Source organism: Agarivorans sp. QJM3NY_29 (genome assembly GCF_050870835.2).
Lineage (GTDB): Bacteria > Pseudomonadota > Gammaproteobacteria > Enterobacterales > Celerinatantimonadaceae > Agarivorans.
The window spans coordinates 4,960,165-4,976,760 of sequence record NZ_CP194036.2; the positions used below are offsets into that span (position 1 = coordinate 4,960,165).

Here is a 16,596-nt window from a genome sequence, read left to right on the forward strand (position 1 = left end):
GGGGAAGCGTATATCAAGGCCTTCGCTTATTTAAATAAAGTGTCTGCTGAATCGAAAGAACAACACAGCCCGCGAAGCCTCTTACTTAGCGTTCAATAGTGCGTAATGTTGAGACTTGGACTGTCACATCTAATTGAGCCTGTTTTAGGCGTTCTTCAACTTTTAAAAAATCGTCTTTAGAGGCGGATGGATGCAACCTTATCTGCTTGATTATTCGGTTCAAGTCATAGGCTATTACATAACCATCGCCCTTTGTTTTGATGACGCGGTGGCTTTGCCGCTTCCCTTGTTCACTCATACAGCACGTGAATAAGTCGTTCTCATATGATGGTTTGCCATCTGCGTATACAGTCCCAAATTGCTCTCGATCAAATCCAGTCAGCTTAGAATACTGATTCATATCAACAACTAACCTGAACTCTTTTTCATGCCGATATTTTTCTTCTTTAAACTTTAGAGGTTCATTCATTGCAATTGATTTTTTCTGATCGCTATATGCTATCTCATAAAAACTTGAAGCATTTGTAATAGGTTCCGGTAGCAAACGAATAAGAAGCTGCTCGTCGCTAATGAGAGCAACGCCATCAGAACCATATTCATTCCACATTTCTGCTGTTTCAGTGACACCGGCGTACCAAGATGAAAGATAGTTATCTTTTCTATTTAGCTGCATTAGATTTTCATTCAGGTCGTCGAGGCGACTAAAAAGATCTTGGTTAACATCCCCCATTCTATGTTTCACTGCTTTAGTGATTGTCGAGCTATCATATAGACCTTCTTTGGGATCACTTTGACCAGCAGCAGACCCAATATACAAACCATGATCGGAGAGCAACCACTCAAATTTTTCTTTGCTGAGATATCGAATTAACACGCAGTGTTTCCTTAGAAATTAACGTCCACTTAAGCAGACAAAAATGCTTGGCAATCATTGTGGAGTGAAGCAAAACGTTATTTTAAATAATGAAACGCCATCATCGAACAATGAGCGACAGCCAAAAATTTACCTCCCTTTGAACACTCTCGCTAGGTTCTGCGACGCGCCAATTGAACCGTCGATATAACAAATATGACAGGAAGCAACCACATTGCGATCACCGCTAACAACGCTACCGGCTTAAAAATAACCCAAAACGGCATGTATAAATGATACCAAGGGAAATTTAGAGCCAGTGCAAATAGCTTAAAGCCGACAAATCCTTGGCATTCGAAGCCAATAAGCATCGCGTCATAGGCATAACATCCGACATATTCGGTAGTCTTCACGCCATATTCAACAAAACCCAGTATCGCCAAGTCTAACGCAAATAAACCAGCAACAATAATCATGTAGATTGCAGCTATTTTTTGAAGTCGCTTCCAATATATAATTTTCAATTAAGTCCCTAACGTAAATTAAAATCGAAAATACCAAACATGACACATCACTGTTAAGCATCTTTTTATGTTCTTATCTACAGCGCTACGACGGCCGCTACTTCTATTTGTAAGTCGGGATGAATTAACCCACAAGAGAACAGGCAGATAACCTTCATAGAAGTGACATCGTTGTTCTCGAATTGAGGGTAACAAGCTAATTTGCGAACCAAGATGGTGAGTTTTACTCAATCAATTTTTGACCGCCGTTCATACTCAAGGATCGCTGACTCCTGACCAAGAATGTCCGAACGTTGCCCACTCATATCAAATGATTGATCCTTAGTTCCATAAACAGTAAGCCCCGATATATAAAACGTTTTATTATGTTTAGTCGCATCAACATAAGGACCTGCAACTTGAGGTAAACCTTGGTCATTAACCCTTTCAACCACTGAATGCCTCCTTAGCACATGATGCATCTATCCAACAAATCGACTGATAATCACTTGATAATTTAATGCAGTAGATATGCCGCTAACTCGTTATACAGACCGCTATTGGTAAAATTCTAATTTTATTGCCTTGTTATGAGTATTTTTCAATAACCAGCGATGCCTGTTTGCTGTTGTTGGCATTCATAAAGTAAAACCCAATCGCTGCAAATATAGAAATAGCGATCACACTGAACCAAGTAAAACGATAACCATAATTATCAATTAAATAGCCGATCACAATAAAACTTGGCATCAACAAAACATTTCTGAGCGTCACAAGTACCCCCTGAATTCTCCCCCGGTGACTAGATGGAGAGTTATTCGCGAGATATACCCCTTCTTTCGTCGACAGCAAAACTTCTCCGGCGGATAAAAATAACCACGCTAAAAAGTGTATCGGAATTGTTGGATACAACATGACAAGCAAATACCCGAATGCAAACATTAAACCTGCATATGCCAAGCTAATTGTTTCTGTCTTACTGGAAGTTAATTTCATTAATAGCGGGGTAATAAGTACAACCAATACACACGCATAAGTCATTAACTGTCCAAATAAAACGGGGCCCGTTTCTCCAAAAATATGACTCAAATATAATGGGCTTGCCATCGTCATTTGGTTAAGTGAGTAACACAGCAGACCGCAAAGAAAGGTGAAAAATAATAGTCGTGGTCTTGCTTGCAGAACGGTCCAAACTGAGCCCGAAACCGCTTGCTCTAACTCACTTTCGTTTGTCGCTTCCGTTTCTGGTTGCACTTGAATAAAAATGGCAATAATCAAAACGCCAAATAATGCAGCCAAACCATTACCAAAAAATATCCACTCAGTATGCTTCCAGAATAAGTACCCTGCGATGATAGGGCCTAAAGCAGAGCCAAAATTATATGCAAGGTAGCTCAGTGACATCACCGCATCACGATTCTTAACATGAGAAAGGTCGGCAACCAAAGCGTTACTGGCTGGTAATGCCAAGCCAATAAAGAAGTAAGCACCGCACAAAAATGCAGGGACTAAAACGGGAGAATCAGAAACGAAACCACAGTAAATAAGTAACAGAGCCCCTATCAACTCACCGACAACCATGACCCGTTTATGACCCAGGATATCTGATAACTTCCCACCTAAAAAGCTACCCAAAAGATAAGTTCCTGTAACACCCATCGCAAGGGAGCCTGCGACTGTGACTGAATAACCTAGCTTGTCAGTTAGTAGTAAGACTAAAAACGGAATAATGAAATTACCCATTCCTAGAATCATCCTCGCTATCGCCAAGTAATATATATTTCTCGGTAAACCGCGATAAATCGATATCGCAGATAAAAACTTGTGAATGACAAAACCCTCAATGAATTGAATTTACCTGAAGAAATGAGCGCCGCTAGCGTCGAAGCGAAATCATTGAACCAAAAACATAAAACCCAAGCTTGAACAGAGACACCAAGCCTTGGAAATCACTCTTAATGTTTGATTATTGGCTATCTCCCACCAGCCAAATCGATAAAAGAACCGGTAACATAAGAAGCTTCATCAGATAGTAACCAGACAATTGCATTGGCGACTTCATCAGGGGTGCCACCCCGTTGCAAAGGAATCTGGGGAGACAAACGCTCAACTCTATTTGGCTCACCGCCATCGGCATGCATGTCGGTATAGATAAAACCAGGTCTTACCGAATTAACTCGGATCCCCTTTGGAGCTAATTCCAATGAAAGACCTTTAGTCAAAGAATCCATTGCACCTTTCGATGTCGCATAATCGACGTACTCAAATGGAGCGCCACTTCGAGAAGCGGCAGATGAAACATTAACGATAGAACCTGTCGCTATAGGGTCTATGCGCCTAATAAACTCACGAGAACAAAGAAAGCAGCTAGTCACATTAGACATCATCACTTTATTGAATCGTTCTAGATCAATCTCAGAGAAAGTCATTTGCGAAAACAAAACGCCTGCGTTATTGACTAAATGAGTCACAGGGCCAAACGCTTTCTCCGTTGCGTCAAATAAAGAGATGACATCACTTTCATTGGAAACATCCGCTTGAAACGAAAATGCTGAACCACCTAACTCTCTTATTTCACAAACCACTGCTTCCGCAGCTTGAGCATTTGCAAGATAGTTTACACAAACTTGATATCCTTTTGCGGCCAATAACTTTGAGGTAGCCGCTCCAATTCCTCGACCACCGCCAGTGACAATGACAACTTTATTCATGCAAATACTCCTTATGAATTTTTACGCTCTGGTGTAGAGAATGCCCTCATCATCCATCGGAAATTTCATAAAGTAAATACGCTAGCTTGGTTTGATTGAGTAAATATCGCCAAAAAAAATCCTATTAACCCTCTGGACTAAAGCACTCAGGATGCGCAAAATCCCCAGCCCCCAAAAATACTGCTTGAATATTAGCCACCAAATAAAACTTTTTATTTCAGACTGTTACATGCACACTTTTGCTCAACTGGCGTATCAAAAGGTATATCGCACAAAATCAAAACATTGAACAAGTGATAAAAACGGCCATTGAAAGCTGCAATCAAGCGAGTTGGGGTGAGTGTTTCAATAGTTTATTCTTTTGTAAGGAGACCAAGGTGTCAGCTACGCGCTCGCCGCACTCCAAACCGACAACCACAGCGCCACTCGACCATGCCCTTGTTGCCAACCCCCCATGCACTGCACAGGCATTAGCCGAACGAGCTAGCCAAAAGGCGAACAGTATAAGGAGAATGGCAGGGCTTAACGCCATTCACCCCGTCTTAGCCAAACTCGCCTTGGGCTCGCCAGCATCAACAGCGTTATTTACTATAGAAAGGAGCATCGGGCTTGTTCAACACCCGAATAAGGTGGCGGCTACGCGACACCTATTCTTATTTGTATGGATAATTATTAAGAAATATGAGTAAAGTGAGACTCAGGCTTAAGCAGCAACTTAAGCTTCTATTTAATAGCTCGATATTCTTAAGGCTCCTTTCAAAGGCCGATAACAAACGTGAGCATTAAGTGGAACTCCAAGCACCACACTCGAATAGTCTACAGGGTCTAGAACCCGTATTACGCAATATAGAGTCAGCTTATTATGAATACAGTAACAAATAAATGTATTAACGTCGGTGTCGATACAGGTAAAGAACAACTTGATGTTTATATTAGACCCCTCGACATTTTCTTCACTGTCTCCAACGATGATAAAGGTATCAAGCAAGCCATAAAAATCATTCAAAAACACACGCCATTACGAGTCGTGATTGAAGCTACAGGTCGATTAGAAATGCCTTTTATTATAGCTTGTCACAATGCCAAACTACCGTATGTAATAGCCAACCCTGTTCATGTAAGACGTTTTGCAGGCGCTATCGGGCAGAGGGCTAAAACAGACAAACTTGACGCAAAACTTATCGCGCACTACGCCGAAGCTATAAAGCCCAATTTAACGACACTAAAGCCAGATTCTATGCGACTCATGGCAGATTTAGTCATCCGAAGAAACCAGCTTCTTTCGATGCAAACAATGGAAAAAAATCGCATGAAAATTATGCCCTCGCAACTCATTCTGACGATTAAACCTATTTTAACTGCGTTTAAAAATCAGATAGAGAAAATTGAAAGCAAGATTATCAAGCTAATTGAAAGTAACCCTGAGTATCAAGCCAAGAATGAGATATTACAAAGCATGCCAGGAATAGGGAAAATTGCAGCGGCGTCTATCATTAGTAACCTTCCAGAGTTAGGGTTAATAACCAATAAACAAGCCTCATCTCTCGTCGGAGTGGCCCCAATGAACCGAGAAAGTGGCCGCTATAAAGGGCTCAGAAAAATTCAAGGGGGACGAGCTCAAGTAAGAACCGTTTTATACATGGCCATGATGTCAGCCATCCAATGTAACCCCATTTTTAAGAGCACATATCAGAGGCTTTTAGCTGAAGGGAAACCTAAAAAAGTAGCCATCATTGCATGCGTAAGAAAGATGGTAACCATCCTAAACTCAATGCTACGAGATGGCGCCTTATGGGATGCAAAAATAATTTAATCTAACTTATTGACACCATAGTCGTTTGTTGAACGAAGCCGCTCTGCGGCAGAGTGCATAGCACCTGATATCTCATACTCAATGTGACACGGCCAATCGGTCGTGATGAACCGGAGTATGCAGCATGAACCCTACCCAACAACATCGTTATCATGTTTTATATAAACAACACCTTACCAATTTAACCTTACAAGGGAAACGACCAGCCACCATTGATGCGTACTCGCGTGCGGTACGTCGGATTTCTGCCCACTTTGACCGCTCCCCCGATACCTTAAGCACCGCTGATTTAAAGGCCTATTTTGCTCAACTGATTCGCAGCCATTCTTGGAGCACCGTGAAGCTAGACCGCAATGGCTTGCAATTTTTTTATCGCTACACCCTCGAGAAACAATGGCAGTGGCTAAACATTGTGAAGCCTCCTCAAGTGAAGCGCTTACCCGATATCTTAAGCCCTGCGCAAGTCGGCTTAGTGATAAGCATGACGTCGCAACCGCGCTATCAAGTCTTCTTCTTGGTGTTGTATTCCATGGGGCTGCGATTGAGCGAGGGCTTACACTTAAGTATTCATGATATTGATAGTCAGGCCATGCAAATCCATGTGCGGGATGCTAAAGGCGGCAAAGACCGCTTCGTGCCCATGCCGCGTCGCACCCTTCAGGTTTTACGTCACCATTGGCAAAGCCATCGCCATGCTCGTCTGCTGTTTCCACGCCAAGGTAAACAGGTGGATGTGCCTATGGATAAAGGCGGCGTACAAAAAGCCTTGAAGCGGGTATTGCGCGATTGCGGTATTCATAAACCTATTAGCCCGCATTCGCTGCGCCATTGTTATGCCACCCATCTGCTTGAACAAGGCTTGGATTTACGCTCCTTGCAACACTTGCTGGGACACGCCAGTTTAAATACCACTGCACGTTATACCCAGTTGACCCAAGTGAAGCAATTAGATGCCGTAAAGGCAGTGAATAAACTCACTGACTCTCTCACACTCATGTGGCCGTAACCATGAGCACCTTTATTGATTTACTTCACCAACATGAGGCCGAGCTTGCACCGCTTTTAAGGGCGGATGCTAAACGGGCAATGTATGCCATGCTGCGTTGTAAAACTGAGCAACAAGGTCACAGCCTTTGGCAGTGTGAACATTGCCCGCATCAAGACCAATTGACGCTGTCTTGCGGCCATAGGCATTGCCCGCAGTGCCAACACCATTGCACCACTGGCTGGTTAACTCGCCAACAACACAAGCTGCTACCCACGACTTACTTTATGGTGACCTTCACCCTGCCTCATGAGCTAAGGGCTTTAGCCCGCGTGCAGCCTAAAGCCTTATACCAAATCATGTTCAAGGTGGTATCAAGCCTGTTAAAGGACTTTGCCAAACGCCAGAACCAGGGGGAATTAGGGTTTACCGCCGTACTGCATACCCATAGCCGCCAGCGTAACCTGCATCCCCACTTACATGTATTGGTGGCCGGTGGGCGCTATCACCGTGCGAAGCAGCAGTGGCATCACTGCAACAAGAAGTACTTGTTTAACGCCTTTGCGCTGGCCAAGGTATGGCGAGGGAGAATGCTAGATGCGCTCAATCAACACCCAAACATCAAGTTGCCCCCGCATATCCCCACCAAATGGGTGGTCGATTGTCGCAACGTAGGTTTTGGGCTGCCCGCGCTACAGTACTTATCTCGCTACTTGTATCGCGGGATCTTATCCGATAACGACATCATCAGTACCAATAACGACCAAGTGAGTTTTAGGTATCTAGATAGCCAAAGCCACACCACCAAAATCCGCACCTTGCCTACCTTAAGGTTCTTAAGGCTTATCTTGGCGCATGTATTGCCCAAGGGATTACAGCGGGTGAGAGATTATGGTTTTTTACGGGGCAACGCCAAACACATATTGCGGCGCATTCAGTTACTCCTGCGAGTGCCGCAACGCGTGAACCTCGCCGCGCTCCAAACCGACAAGCACAGCGCGACCCGGCCATGCCCTTGCTGCCAGCACCCCATGCACTGCACAGGCGTGAGTCGAACGAGCTAGCCGAAAGGCGAACAGGATAAGGAGAATGGCAGGGCTTAACATGAGGATGAATACATAAAAAAAATAACAGCTTAGCATCATGTATGACAGGTAAAGGCTTAACGCCATTCACCCAGTCTTAGCCAAACTCGCCTTGTAAAAAGTAACAAGGCCTTGGCCCCGCCAACATCAATACCGTTATTTACTATAGAAGGGAGCATCGGGCTTGTTCAACACCCGAATAAGGTGGCGGCTACGCGACACCTATTCTTATTTGTTATAAAGCTATTTATACGTACTGCCATTATGCTTTAACCAACCGTCAACATGACGACCATTAGGGTCATAATGAGTCCAGTGAACTACACCACCTTTTTCATTCCATTCATATTCACCATAAAATTGAACCTGATCACCTTTAGATATTGAATCGATTCTGGGAGCAAGATCAATGTTATGAGCAATTAGAATCGTTTGGCCTGATGGCAACTTTAGAATAAATTTTTGATGACGCGAACCTTCATTATCATCTTTTAATATACGAATTACCGTCCCACTTCCTTTAACCTGTACATCGCTTTGATGGTTTTCATAGGCTGATTTTACTGACGCAGCTTCAACAAGATTAATAGATTGCAGTAAAACAAATACGACAAATATGGATTTAAATAATTTACGCATATGCCAAACCTTCCCCAGCTTTATAGACATAATGACCCCCACGAGGTGCTAGCCTCCATTGTCGAGGGTTAGCGCGAAGCCAGAGCCATACTTAGTGTGTTAACAACTAAAGCTGGAGGCTAGCATGAATAACGATAACATAATTTTTATTGGCTTAGATACGCATAAGTCCTTTATACAAGTGGCTGTATTACAAGAACATCGTGGGGCTAAACCTGAGCACTTAGGCCGGATTAAATCGAACAAATCGGCGCTCATCAAACTGGCTCAACAACTGCAATCCAAGTATCCAAAAGCTACGTTACATTTCGTCTACGAAGCAGGACCTTGTGGATATTGGACCTATCGCCTGCTCACAAGTCTTGGGCATTGCTGTTACGTCGTTGCGCCATCACTTATCCCTAAAAAACCTGGAGATAGAATTAAGACTGACATGCGTGATGCAGCCAAGCTTGCAAAACACTTCAAGGCAGAAGAACTCACTCCTATCTATGTTCCTGAAGCAGAAGACGAGGCGATACGCGACTTATCCAGAGCCAGAGAAACTGCAATGAAAGATTTAAAAGATGCAAAGTTTCAGCTCAAAGGATTCTTACTACGCAACAACATACAAGCCAAGGTGAAAGACAATTGGTCGAAACAACACCTTCGTTGGTTAACCGAGCTTATATTGCCACACCATAGCCAACAGAGCGTCTTACAAGAAATGATCATGACTATCAGCGAGAGAATTCAACGCTTACAACGTCTCGACAATGAGCTGCTCCATCAAGTTAAAAATTGGCGATACTATCCCGTTGTGAAAGCGATTCAAGCCATGCGCGGGGTTCGTCTACTCGTCGCATTAGGAACCATCGCAGAACTTGGAGACTTGAGACGATTCGATCACCCAAGAAAATTGATGGCTTACCTCGGTTTAGTGCCGAGTGAAAACTCAAGTGGAAATAAAACACGACGAGGCAGTCTAACCAAATGTGGGAATGGTCGAGCAAGACGCCTGCTCATTGAAGGCGCTCATTCCTATAAACACAAAGCTAATATTTCTACTGAATTACAACGGCGACAAGAAGGGCTACCTAAAGAAGTTGTCGATATTGCTTGGCACGCACAACAACGATTATGTCGTCGTTATCAACGTTTACTCCAACAAGGAAAGCACCGAAACATTGTTGTGGCAGCAATAGCTCGAGAAATGATCGCGTATATCTGGACAATCGCCAGAGAGGTCGTTGTGAGTATCGTTGACCCTAGAACACGTATCTCGAGATTGCCCGCATGAGCCAAGAATTAGTGTTATCGCATTGGATGAAGCATCGGGTGTGGCACAACCACCGACGGCGTTAGGATGGCAGTAAAGCGCAGGCTTTATTGAACCTCGAGCATAGACTGAAGCCAGGTGCCACGACGAAATAAGTAAGGTTGGCTCTACTCATCAAATAGTGAGTAATCCACGCATATCAGCATGAGAACCGACGAAGTTACTTGCTTCATCTATGCGGTAACACTATACCCAAAACAAGTAGTAGGCTCTCAAATGTAAGAGTCGAAATTTCTGCGCTTTATATTGACTGTGGGGGTCATATCAACGCCTAATTAACAGGCAAAAATTTGTTGGCTAAAATAAGCGACGAAGGAGCAAAAGCCAACTGTTTTTTGTCCTTGTTTAATTTCTTGTTATATGGATTATTCCACAATGCTTGAGAAAACTGGATCTTGTCGTTTATTTATTTCAGTCTCTTTAGGAGCTAAAGAAGCACCTTGTTTTTTGAGCTGTACATAGGCATATAGTGGCCAAAAGACACATCTAATTGAAATAAATAACATTATAAGTTTACTCATAGCCAACTTTAAATTGTCAGCTTCATAAGTTGACGGCTCCCAGTTTAAAACTCCAGAAGCATAGTTAAAGGAATATAGAAACAGAACCATATAAAAGAACAAGACTGGATTTTTTAATCTATTAAGGAAAGCAATAATAGAAAAAACCACTACGAGAAAAGAAAAAACTAATTGAACAAGCTGAACCTGACTTAGTTGGTCTACAAACATTTCACCAGTAAAAATTGCAGCAAACAAAATAAAAAGAGTAAAAAACTCTAATAAAAAAACAATAGTGATATCTATAAGTAATAATTTATATACAAAACCTCGTTTTATTTTTTCATCTGTCTGTGTAGATAAGCCTTTCTTTTGCAAGATGACAAAAGGAACTGCTAAAGGGCCCATAATAGAACCTATGAAAGCCCACACTGATATACTTTTACCTTTATTTGAAGCTAATTTAGCGCAAAAAAGACCACTCAATAAAGAAGCAGGTATTAATATTAATAACCCAAACTCGAACTCGTGCATTCTGAAATCCATATAACGCTAAGTAGGCCGCACGTGCGGTCTATCCCATTCAATGAGCGCGCGTCCTATCACAAAAAACATGATCTTCATCACGTTCGCTCATCAATTTATGATTTGATATTAACCCATTGTCTACCTTAGTTTTTTACTCGGAATCAATCAATCATCGATCCATTTCTATCATTGATTACTTTGACAAATGACGCAAACGAAACTAAAAATACTGTATATGTATGGCTCTTCACCGAATGTAGTGGAAACACTTTCAACAAACATTAATGAGCGAGATAATAAGTAAACGTTCATGAATACCTCGCGACCATGCAAGACACGACGCTTTATCAATCCATTCTTGGATTAACTCATCCTTGGGCTGTTTCATCTGTTGAACTCAATGAGTCAACCCAAACCATCACCGTACGCGTTGACTATGACCGAGCTTCATTAACGGCTTGCCCCTCTTGCGGTAAGGCTGTTCGTCGACACGATACTCGGCGGCGGGTTTGGCGACATTTAGATACCTGTCAGTTTGAAACACGTATTGAGGCTGAAGTCCCTCGAGCTGATTGCCCAGAGCATGGAGTGCAAACACTTCAAGTGCCTTGGGCGACAAGTAACAGTCGCTACACAGAGCTGTTTGAGGCTCGCGTTATAGAGATGCTTAAAGTCAGTTCCTTATACGCGGTGAGTAAAACCTATCGGCTTAGCTGGGGAGCCATCGACCGTATTATGGCACGAGCCGTTCAACGCGGTCTGACAGCCAGAACCACCATCAACTACCAAGACCTGTTGGTCGATGAAACGGCATTTAAGAAAGGCCATGACTATGTCACGGTATTATCCAATAGTGATGGTCAGGTGATATCGGTTGAAGACGGTCGAACAGGCATGAGCCTATCTGCTTGCTTTAAGGCATTGCCCCCTGAGTCAACAATGGTTACACGTTCCATATCGATGGACATGAGCAGAGCATATATAAACGCAGCATATGACTACTTCGGTGAGCGGGCTAAGCAAATGATAGCCATAGACCATTTTCATATCGCAAAGGTGCTCACTAAAGCGGTGAATGAAGTGAGAAAAAGCGAACTCATGGCGTTGCCCCAGCATTTAAAAAGAGAGTGCCACCAAACACGGTATGGATGGTTAAAACGAAACAGCCACCTACATGGGACATTGAGAGAAAGAGTGAATGCGCTGGCCAAAATGATGCAAAATACTGGCTTGAGCTGGATATTCAAAGAGCAAGCAAGAGCCATTTGGTATGGCGATGCAGCTAACGCCAAAGCGGCTTGGAATGATTGGTTGGCACTCATAAAGGTCAGTCAAATCAGGCCGATGATGACAGCAGCAGAAACCGTGAAAACGCACTTAAAGGGCATCATCAATGCGATGCGTTATAAGGTATCAAATGGCTTAGCGGAAGCGATAAATGGAAACATTCAGCGCCTAAAAATACGTTCGATGGGTTTTAGAAATAAAGAACGCTTTAAGCGAGCTATTTTATTTCACTTTGGAGGGCTTGATATGACTTTCCACCAAGAACGGTGAAGAGCCATATGTATACAGACAAAAAGTGCGCAACATGTCAAACACACCATTGCGGCTCCAGCAGCGATTTAGAAATACGATTTATCAGCACCATTACAGTATTCGCACCGAGCAAACCTATTGGCATTGGATAAAACGTTTTTTGTATTTTAATCACAAGCAGCACCCAGCAAAGCTCGGAGCTGCTGATATTGAACGATTTCTAACTCATCTAGCGGTCGATAGGCAAGTCGCTCCGGCGACTCAAAACATCGCATTTAATGCCTTAATGTTTCTCTATAACAAAGTACTACGTATCGAAATGATTGGAATTCAGGCGAAACGCGCGAAAAAAACAAGTCAACATTCCCGTAGTTTTTACTCGAGCTGAAGTGAGCCAAGTGATTGCGAATTTACCCGCGGATTATCAGATCATGGCTTCACTGCTTTACGGTTCGGGACTAAGACTCAGTGAATGCTTGAGATTACGGATTAAAGACTTAGATTTTGATCAAAATACAATCACCGTACGGCAAGGCAAAGGAAATAAAGATCGCGTGACTTTGTTACCCCCTAACTTGATCCCAAAGCTTCGCGATAACATTCTCCTGAGCAAAAGTGTTTTTGCTCACGATATGAGTCTACATTATGCTGGAACGACGATGCCTTACGCGTTAGCCCGAATAATAAACTAGACATCCATTCTAAAAACAAAAATCTTTCACACTCTCGATAGCCAAGATTACGCTTTTAAATCCCATCATCTTCGCCGAGTCGCGCAAATGAACAAGGGAGCAAAGTTGAAGTCTGTTTGAGCGTAGTGTTTACTTCAACGCCCTTGAGAATGAGCAACGCAGGGTTTAAGAAGATGCAGGGCGAGCTTTCTTTTTGCTTAGCTAAGCTTTGCTCGTTGAAGCTTAATGACGTCGCCGTAGGCGAAAGCTTTTACCCCGTTGCTAACACAGAACGGGGCAAAAACGTTTTAGAAATGGCAACGTCCACATCGTGAGCGCTGCCATTTTAATATGACACTTTAATACTTGGTGCGAGACTTTATGGTCCGCCGACAGCTTGAACCATCACCGCCGAGTCGCTATTCCACAGTGACCGACTTGGCCAAGTTACGTGGTTGGTCTACATCGGTGCCTTTAATCAATGCGACATGATAAGACAAGAGCTGCATCGGAATGGTGTAAACAATAGGCGCGATCAGCTCATCAACGTGAGGCACATTAATCACCCGCATGGTTTCATCGCTGCTAAACTTAGCGTCTTTATCGGCAAATACATATAAAATGCCACCTCGAGCCCGAACTTCTTCAACATTAGATTTAAGTTTTTCTAATAACTCATTGTTCGGCGCCACCACAATAATTGGCATTTCTGCATCAATCAGGGCTAAGGGGCCGTGTTTAAGCTCACCCGCCGCGTATGCTTCGGCGTGAATGTAAGAAATTTCTTTTAACTTCAACGCACCTTCCATGGCTATCGGATATTGAGTTCCGCGGCCGAGGAACAAACTATGATGTTTGTCGGCAAAGTCTTCGGCCAATTCTTCAATCGCACCATCTAAAGTTAAAGCTTGCTCGATTTTCGCGGGTAAAGCCAACAAAGCACTCACGATCCGCTGCTCCATTTCTGCACTTAGCCCTTGATTACGACCAATGGCTGCTACCAACATCAATAAACCCGCCAATTGCACGGTAAAGGCTTTAGTGGAAGCGACTCCAATTTCGGCACCCGCTTTCATGATGTAGGCCATGTCGGATTCACGTACTAATGATGAGCCTTCCACATTACAAATCGTTAAGCTGGCGGTATAGCCTTGCTCTTTCGCCAGACGCAGCGCCGCTAAGGTATCGGCCGTTTCACCACTTTGCGACAAAGTGACTAACAAGCTATTTTTCGGAGTGCAGGACTTGCGATAACGAAACTCTGAAGCGATCTCAACATTACAAGGAATGCCAGCCAACTCTTCAAACCAATAACGAGCCACCATGCCCGAATTATAAGAGGTTCCACAGGCAATAATTTGCACATGCTCAATGCTCGGCAAAATAGCAGCGGCTTTTTCACCAAAGGCGCTGTCGAGCACCTTACCCGCTTTTAAGCGACCTTCTAAGGTTCGCTGAATAGCAATCGGTTGCTCATAAGTTTCTTTAAGCATGTAGTGACGGTATTGACCTTTATCACCGGCATCGTGTGCCGCGGTTGACTCGGTAACTTCGCGCTCAACCGATTGACCATTGGCATCAAAAATAGTCACCGAATGACGTGTCACTTCGGCAACATCACCTTCTTCTAGGAAGCTAAAACGGCGAGTGACGGGTAACAAGGCTAATTGATCGGAAGCAATAAAGTTTTCACCCACCCCATAACCAATCACCAAAGGACTGCCAGAACGAGCGACCACCAAACGAGAGGGGTCGCGTTTATCCATAATCACCATCCCGTAAGCGCCTTCCAGCTCCGCCACTGCAGACTGAACCGCCTCTAACAAACTTTGGTGATGCTTTAATTTATGCTCCACTAGGTGAGCAATCACCTCGGTATCCGTTTCAGAAGAAAATAGATAGCCTTTCGCCTGGAGTTGTTCGCGCAGCGGCTCATGGTTTTCAATAATACCGTTATGTACCACCGCAATGGTTTCACATGAAACATGCGGGTGAGCATTGCGTTCGCTTGGCTCGCCATGAGTCGCCCAACGGGTATGAGCGATGCCAGTGCCGCCCAATACTGGGGATTTGACTAAGGCATCGGCTAATTCTTGCACCTTGCCTAAACAGCGCACTCGGCTTAATACGCCATCGGGAGTCAACGTTGCAACACCAGATGAATCATATCCGCGATATTCCAAACGACGTAAACCTTCCACTAAAATATCGGCAACATCTCGTTGAGCAACAGCTCCTACAATTCCACACATATTTATGTCCTTGTGATAGATACTATGGTGCTATCACCAAGTTGACGCCTTGAGCCCGTATTTGCTCTGCAACTTTGGTTTCTAGCTGATTGTCTGTAACTAAAGTTGAAATATTTGACCAAGCCAACTCTAGATTGTGAATTTTTCTGCCTACTTTATTCGATTCGACTAAGACCACGACTTCACGAGCAACCTCTGCCATCACTTGGCTAAGACCCACCAGCTCATTAAAGGTAGTTGAACCCCGCAGTACGTCGATCCCATCTGCACCAATAAACAATTGATCAAAATCGTAGGCCCTTAAGACCTGCTCCGCGACCTGCCCTTGAAATGCCTCTGAATGACGGTCCCAAGTTCCTCCGGTCATCAAAAGTGTAGGTTCGTTTTCCAACTCGCGCAGCGCAGCAGCAATGCTTAAAGAATTGGTCATCACCACTAAACCTTCTTTATCTGATAACTCAGGTAACAGTGCAGCGGTCGTGCTACCACTATCGATAATGATACGATTATGATCTCGAATTAAACCCGCCGCAGACTTAGCAATAGCTTGTTTTTGAGCAGAAATTAGCTCATCACCATGCTCATGAATTAACTCGCTAGGGATCGGTACCGCACCGCCGTAGCGTCGCAATAACAAACCATTTGCTTCTAAGCTCGCCAAATCTTTTCGGATGGTCACTTCTGAAGTTGCACAAAACTGAGCAAGTTCGTCAACCTTCACCTCACCTTGCTCGGTCAGCCTTTCCAATATTAAACGACGTCGTTGTTGAGTATTTCTTTTGATCATATCTTTCGACTTAAGTTTCGAATCGAAAGATATTATATTTAAGTGAAACTTAAGATCAACCCTTGTCGTAAATATAGACAAGCTTGATTGCGAAAACTGCAACTTTAATCATATAAAAAGCGTAGCTGGGCTGACCGTAAATACCAGTCCAGCGACTCTATTCCCAAGCAAGAATAATGAACCTCGGGCATAGACATCCCCTAACCAAGATTATTTTTCAATCCAAAGATCACAAAAAATTTGCGCACGCCATACAGCAATTTAACAAGCACTAACGTAAATAAGCATTTTTGTGAGCTTGGTAACGCTTTCAGGCAATACTGTGATCGGTGTCACGCAGTTATCGTGGAAAAGAAAAGCTTTTACTGTGAAAATCACCCCAATTAAGCGGCTGATCATCAAGGTCAGATAA

Annotated in this window: 16 protein-coding genes; 7 read left to right on the top strand and 9 right to left on the bottom strand. The window is 43.5% G+C overall.

The window, feature by feature from the left end:
- Nucleotides 1–85: 85 nt before the first annotated feature.
- The 5 genes from ACRRS0_RS22575 to ACRRS0_RS22595 form a co-directional block, all read right to left on the bottom strand.
- Nucleotides 86–874: a DUF2971 domain-containing protein gene (locus ACRRS0_RS22575; protein ID WP_432455340.1), complete on the bottom strand. Its 789-nt coding sequence runs from the start codon at nucleotides 872–874 to the stop codon at nucleotides 86–88.
- A gap of 152 nt (nucleotides 875–1,026) precedes the next feature.
- A complete protein-coding gene (locus ACRRS0_RS22580; RefSeq protein WP_432455339.1) occupies nucleotides 1,027–1,377 on the bottom strand; it encodes a hypothetical protein in 351 nt (116 codons plus the stop codon).
- Nucleotides 1,378–1,604: 227 nt separating this feature from the next.
- A complete protein-coding gene (locus ACRRS0_RS22585) occupies nucleotides 1,605–1,811 on the bottom strand; it encodes a hypothetical protein (RefSeq protein WP_432455338.1) in 207 nt (68 codons plus the stop codon).
- Nucleotides 1,812–1,944: 133 nt separating this feature from the next.
- Entirely contained in the window at nucleotides 1,945–3,099 is a 1,155-nt protein-coding gene (locus ACRRS0_RS22590) for an MFS transporter (protein WP_439022892.1), read from the bottom strand.
- A gap of 230 nt (nucleotides 3,100–3,329) precedes the next feature.
- Nucleotides 3,330–4,067 carry a glucose 1-dehydrogenase gene (locus ACRRS0_RS22595; protein ID WP_432455336.1) on the bottom strand — a complete coding sequence of 246 codons (738 nt, stop codon included), beginning with the start codon at nucleotides 4,065–4,067 and terminating at the stop codon, nucleotides 3,330–3,332.
- A gap of 862 nt (nucleotides 4,068–4,929) precedes the next feature.
- On the opposite strand from ACRRS0_RS22595, the gene ACRRS0_RS22600 reads away from it, so the two are divergent.
- The 3 genes from ACRRS0_RS22600 to ACRRS0_RS22610 all read left to right on the top strand — a co-directional run bounded on the left by ACRRS0_RS22600 (nucleotide 4,930) and on the right by ACRRS0_RS22610 (nucleotide 7,929).
- Nucleotides 4,930–5,880 (top strand): IS110 family transposase, encoded by a 951-nt coding sequence (locus ACRRS0_RS22600; RefSeq protein ID WP_432452353.1) that lies wholly within the window; start codon nucleotides 4,930–4,932, stop codon nucleotides 5,878–5,880.
- Nucleotides 5,881–6,004: 124 nt separating this feature from the next.
- Entirely contained in the window at nucleotides 6,005–6,886 is an 882-nt protein-coding gene (locus ACRRS0_RS22605) for a site-specific integrase (protein WP_432454067.1), read from the top strand.
- A gap of 2 nt (nucleotides 6,887–6,888) precedes the next feature.
- A complete protein-coding gene (locus ACRRS0_RS22610) occupies nucleotides 6,889–7,929 on the top strand; it encodes an IS91 family transposase (protein WP_432451860.1) in 1,041 nt (346 codons plus the stop codon).
- 264 nt (nucleotides 7,930–8,193) lie between these two features.
- Here the strand turns inward: ACRRS0_RS22610 and ACRRS0_RS22615 are convergent, their stop codons facing one another.
- Complete coding sequence (locus ACRRS0_RS22615; RefSeq protein WP_432455335.1) at nucleotides 8,194–8,589, bottom strand: DUF3465 domain-containing protein; 396 nt, start codon at nucleotides 8,587–8,589, stop codon at nucleotides 8,194–8,196.
- Between the two features lie 124 nt (nucleotides 8,590–8,713).
- Here ACRRS0_RS22615 and ACRRS0_RS22620 point away from each other — a divergent pair, with 124 nt between their 5' ends.
- Entirely contained in the window at nucleotides 8,714–9,868 is a 1,155-nt protein-coding gene (locus ACRRS0_RS22620) for an IS110 family transposase (protein WP_432455334.1), read from the top strand.
- A gap of 404 nt (nucleotides 9,869–10,272) precedes the next feature.
- On the opposite strand, the gene ACRRS0_RS22625 is transcribed toward ACRRS0_RS22620, so the two are convergent.
- Nucleotides 10,273–10,941 (bottom strand): hypothetical protein, encoded by a 669-nt coding sequence (locus tag ACRRS0_RS22625; RefSeq protein WP_432455333.1) that lies wholly within the window; start codon nucleotides 10,939–10,941, stop codon nucleotides 10,273–10,275.
- A 321-nt stretch (nucleotides 10,942–11,262) separates the two neighbouring features.
- Here ACRRS0_RS22625 and ACRRS0_RS22630 point away from each other — a divergent pair, with 321 nt between their 5' ends.
- Genes ACRRS0_RS22630 through ACRRS0_RS22640 form a run of 3 tightly spaced genes read left to right on the top strand, consistent with a single transcriptional unit; the run spans nucleotide 11,263 to nucleotide 13,166 of the window.
- Nucleotides 11,263–12,492 (top strand): ISL3 family transposase, encoded by a 1,230-nt coding sequence (locus ACRRS0_RS22630; RefSeq protein WP_432452351.1) that lies wholly within the window; start codon nucleotides 11,263–11,265, stop codon nucleotides 12,490–12,492.
- 34 nt (nucleotides 12,493–12,526) lie between these two features.
- Nucleotides 12,527–12,862 carry a phage integrase N-terminal SAM-like domain-containing protein gene (locus tag ACRRS0_RS22635; RefSeq protein ID WP_432455332.1) on the top strand — a complete coding sequence of 112 codons (336 nt, stop codon included), beginning with the start codon at nucleotides 12,527–12,529 and terminating at the stop codon, nucleotides 12,860–12,862.
- A gap of 43 nt (nucleotides 12,863–12,905) precedes the next feature.
- The gene (locus ACRRS0_RS22640; protein WP_432456121.1) at nucleotides 12,906–13,166 is read left to right on the top strand and encodes a tyrosine-type recombinase/integrase; all 261 of its coding nucleotides are present in this window, start codon (nucleotides 12,906–12,908) and stop codon (nucleotides 13,164–13,166) included.
- 398 nt (nucleotides 13,167–13,564) lie between these two features.
- On the opposite strand, the gene glmS is transcribed toward ACRRS0_RS22640, so the two are convergent.
- Both glmS and ACRRS0_RS22650 read right to left on the bottom strand, forming a co-directional pair.
- Nucleotides 13,565–15,397, bottom strand: a complete 1,833-nt coding sequence (glmS, locus tag ACRRS0_RS22645) for a glutamine--fructose-6-phosphate transaminase (isomerizing) (RefSeq protein ID WP_432455331.1) — start codon at nucleotides 15,395–15,397, stop codon at nucleotides 13,565–13,567.
- A gap of 22 nt (nucleotides 15,398–15,419) precedes the next feature.
- A complete protein-coding gene (locus ACRRS0_RS22650; RefSeq protein WP_432455330.1) occupies nucleotides 15,420–16,184 on the bottom strand; it encodes a DeoR/GlpR family DNA-binding transcription regulator in 765 nt (254 codons plus the stop codon).
- Between the last annotated feature and the right edge of the window lie 412 nt (nucleotides 16,185–16,596).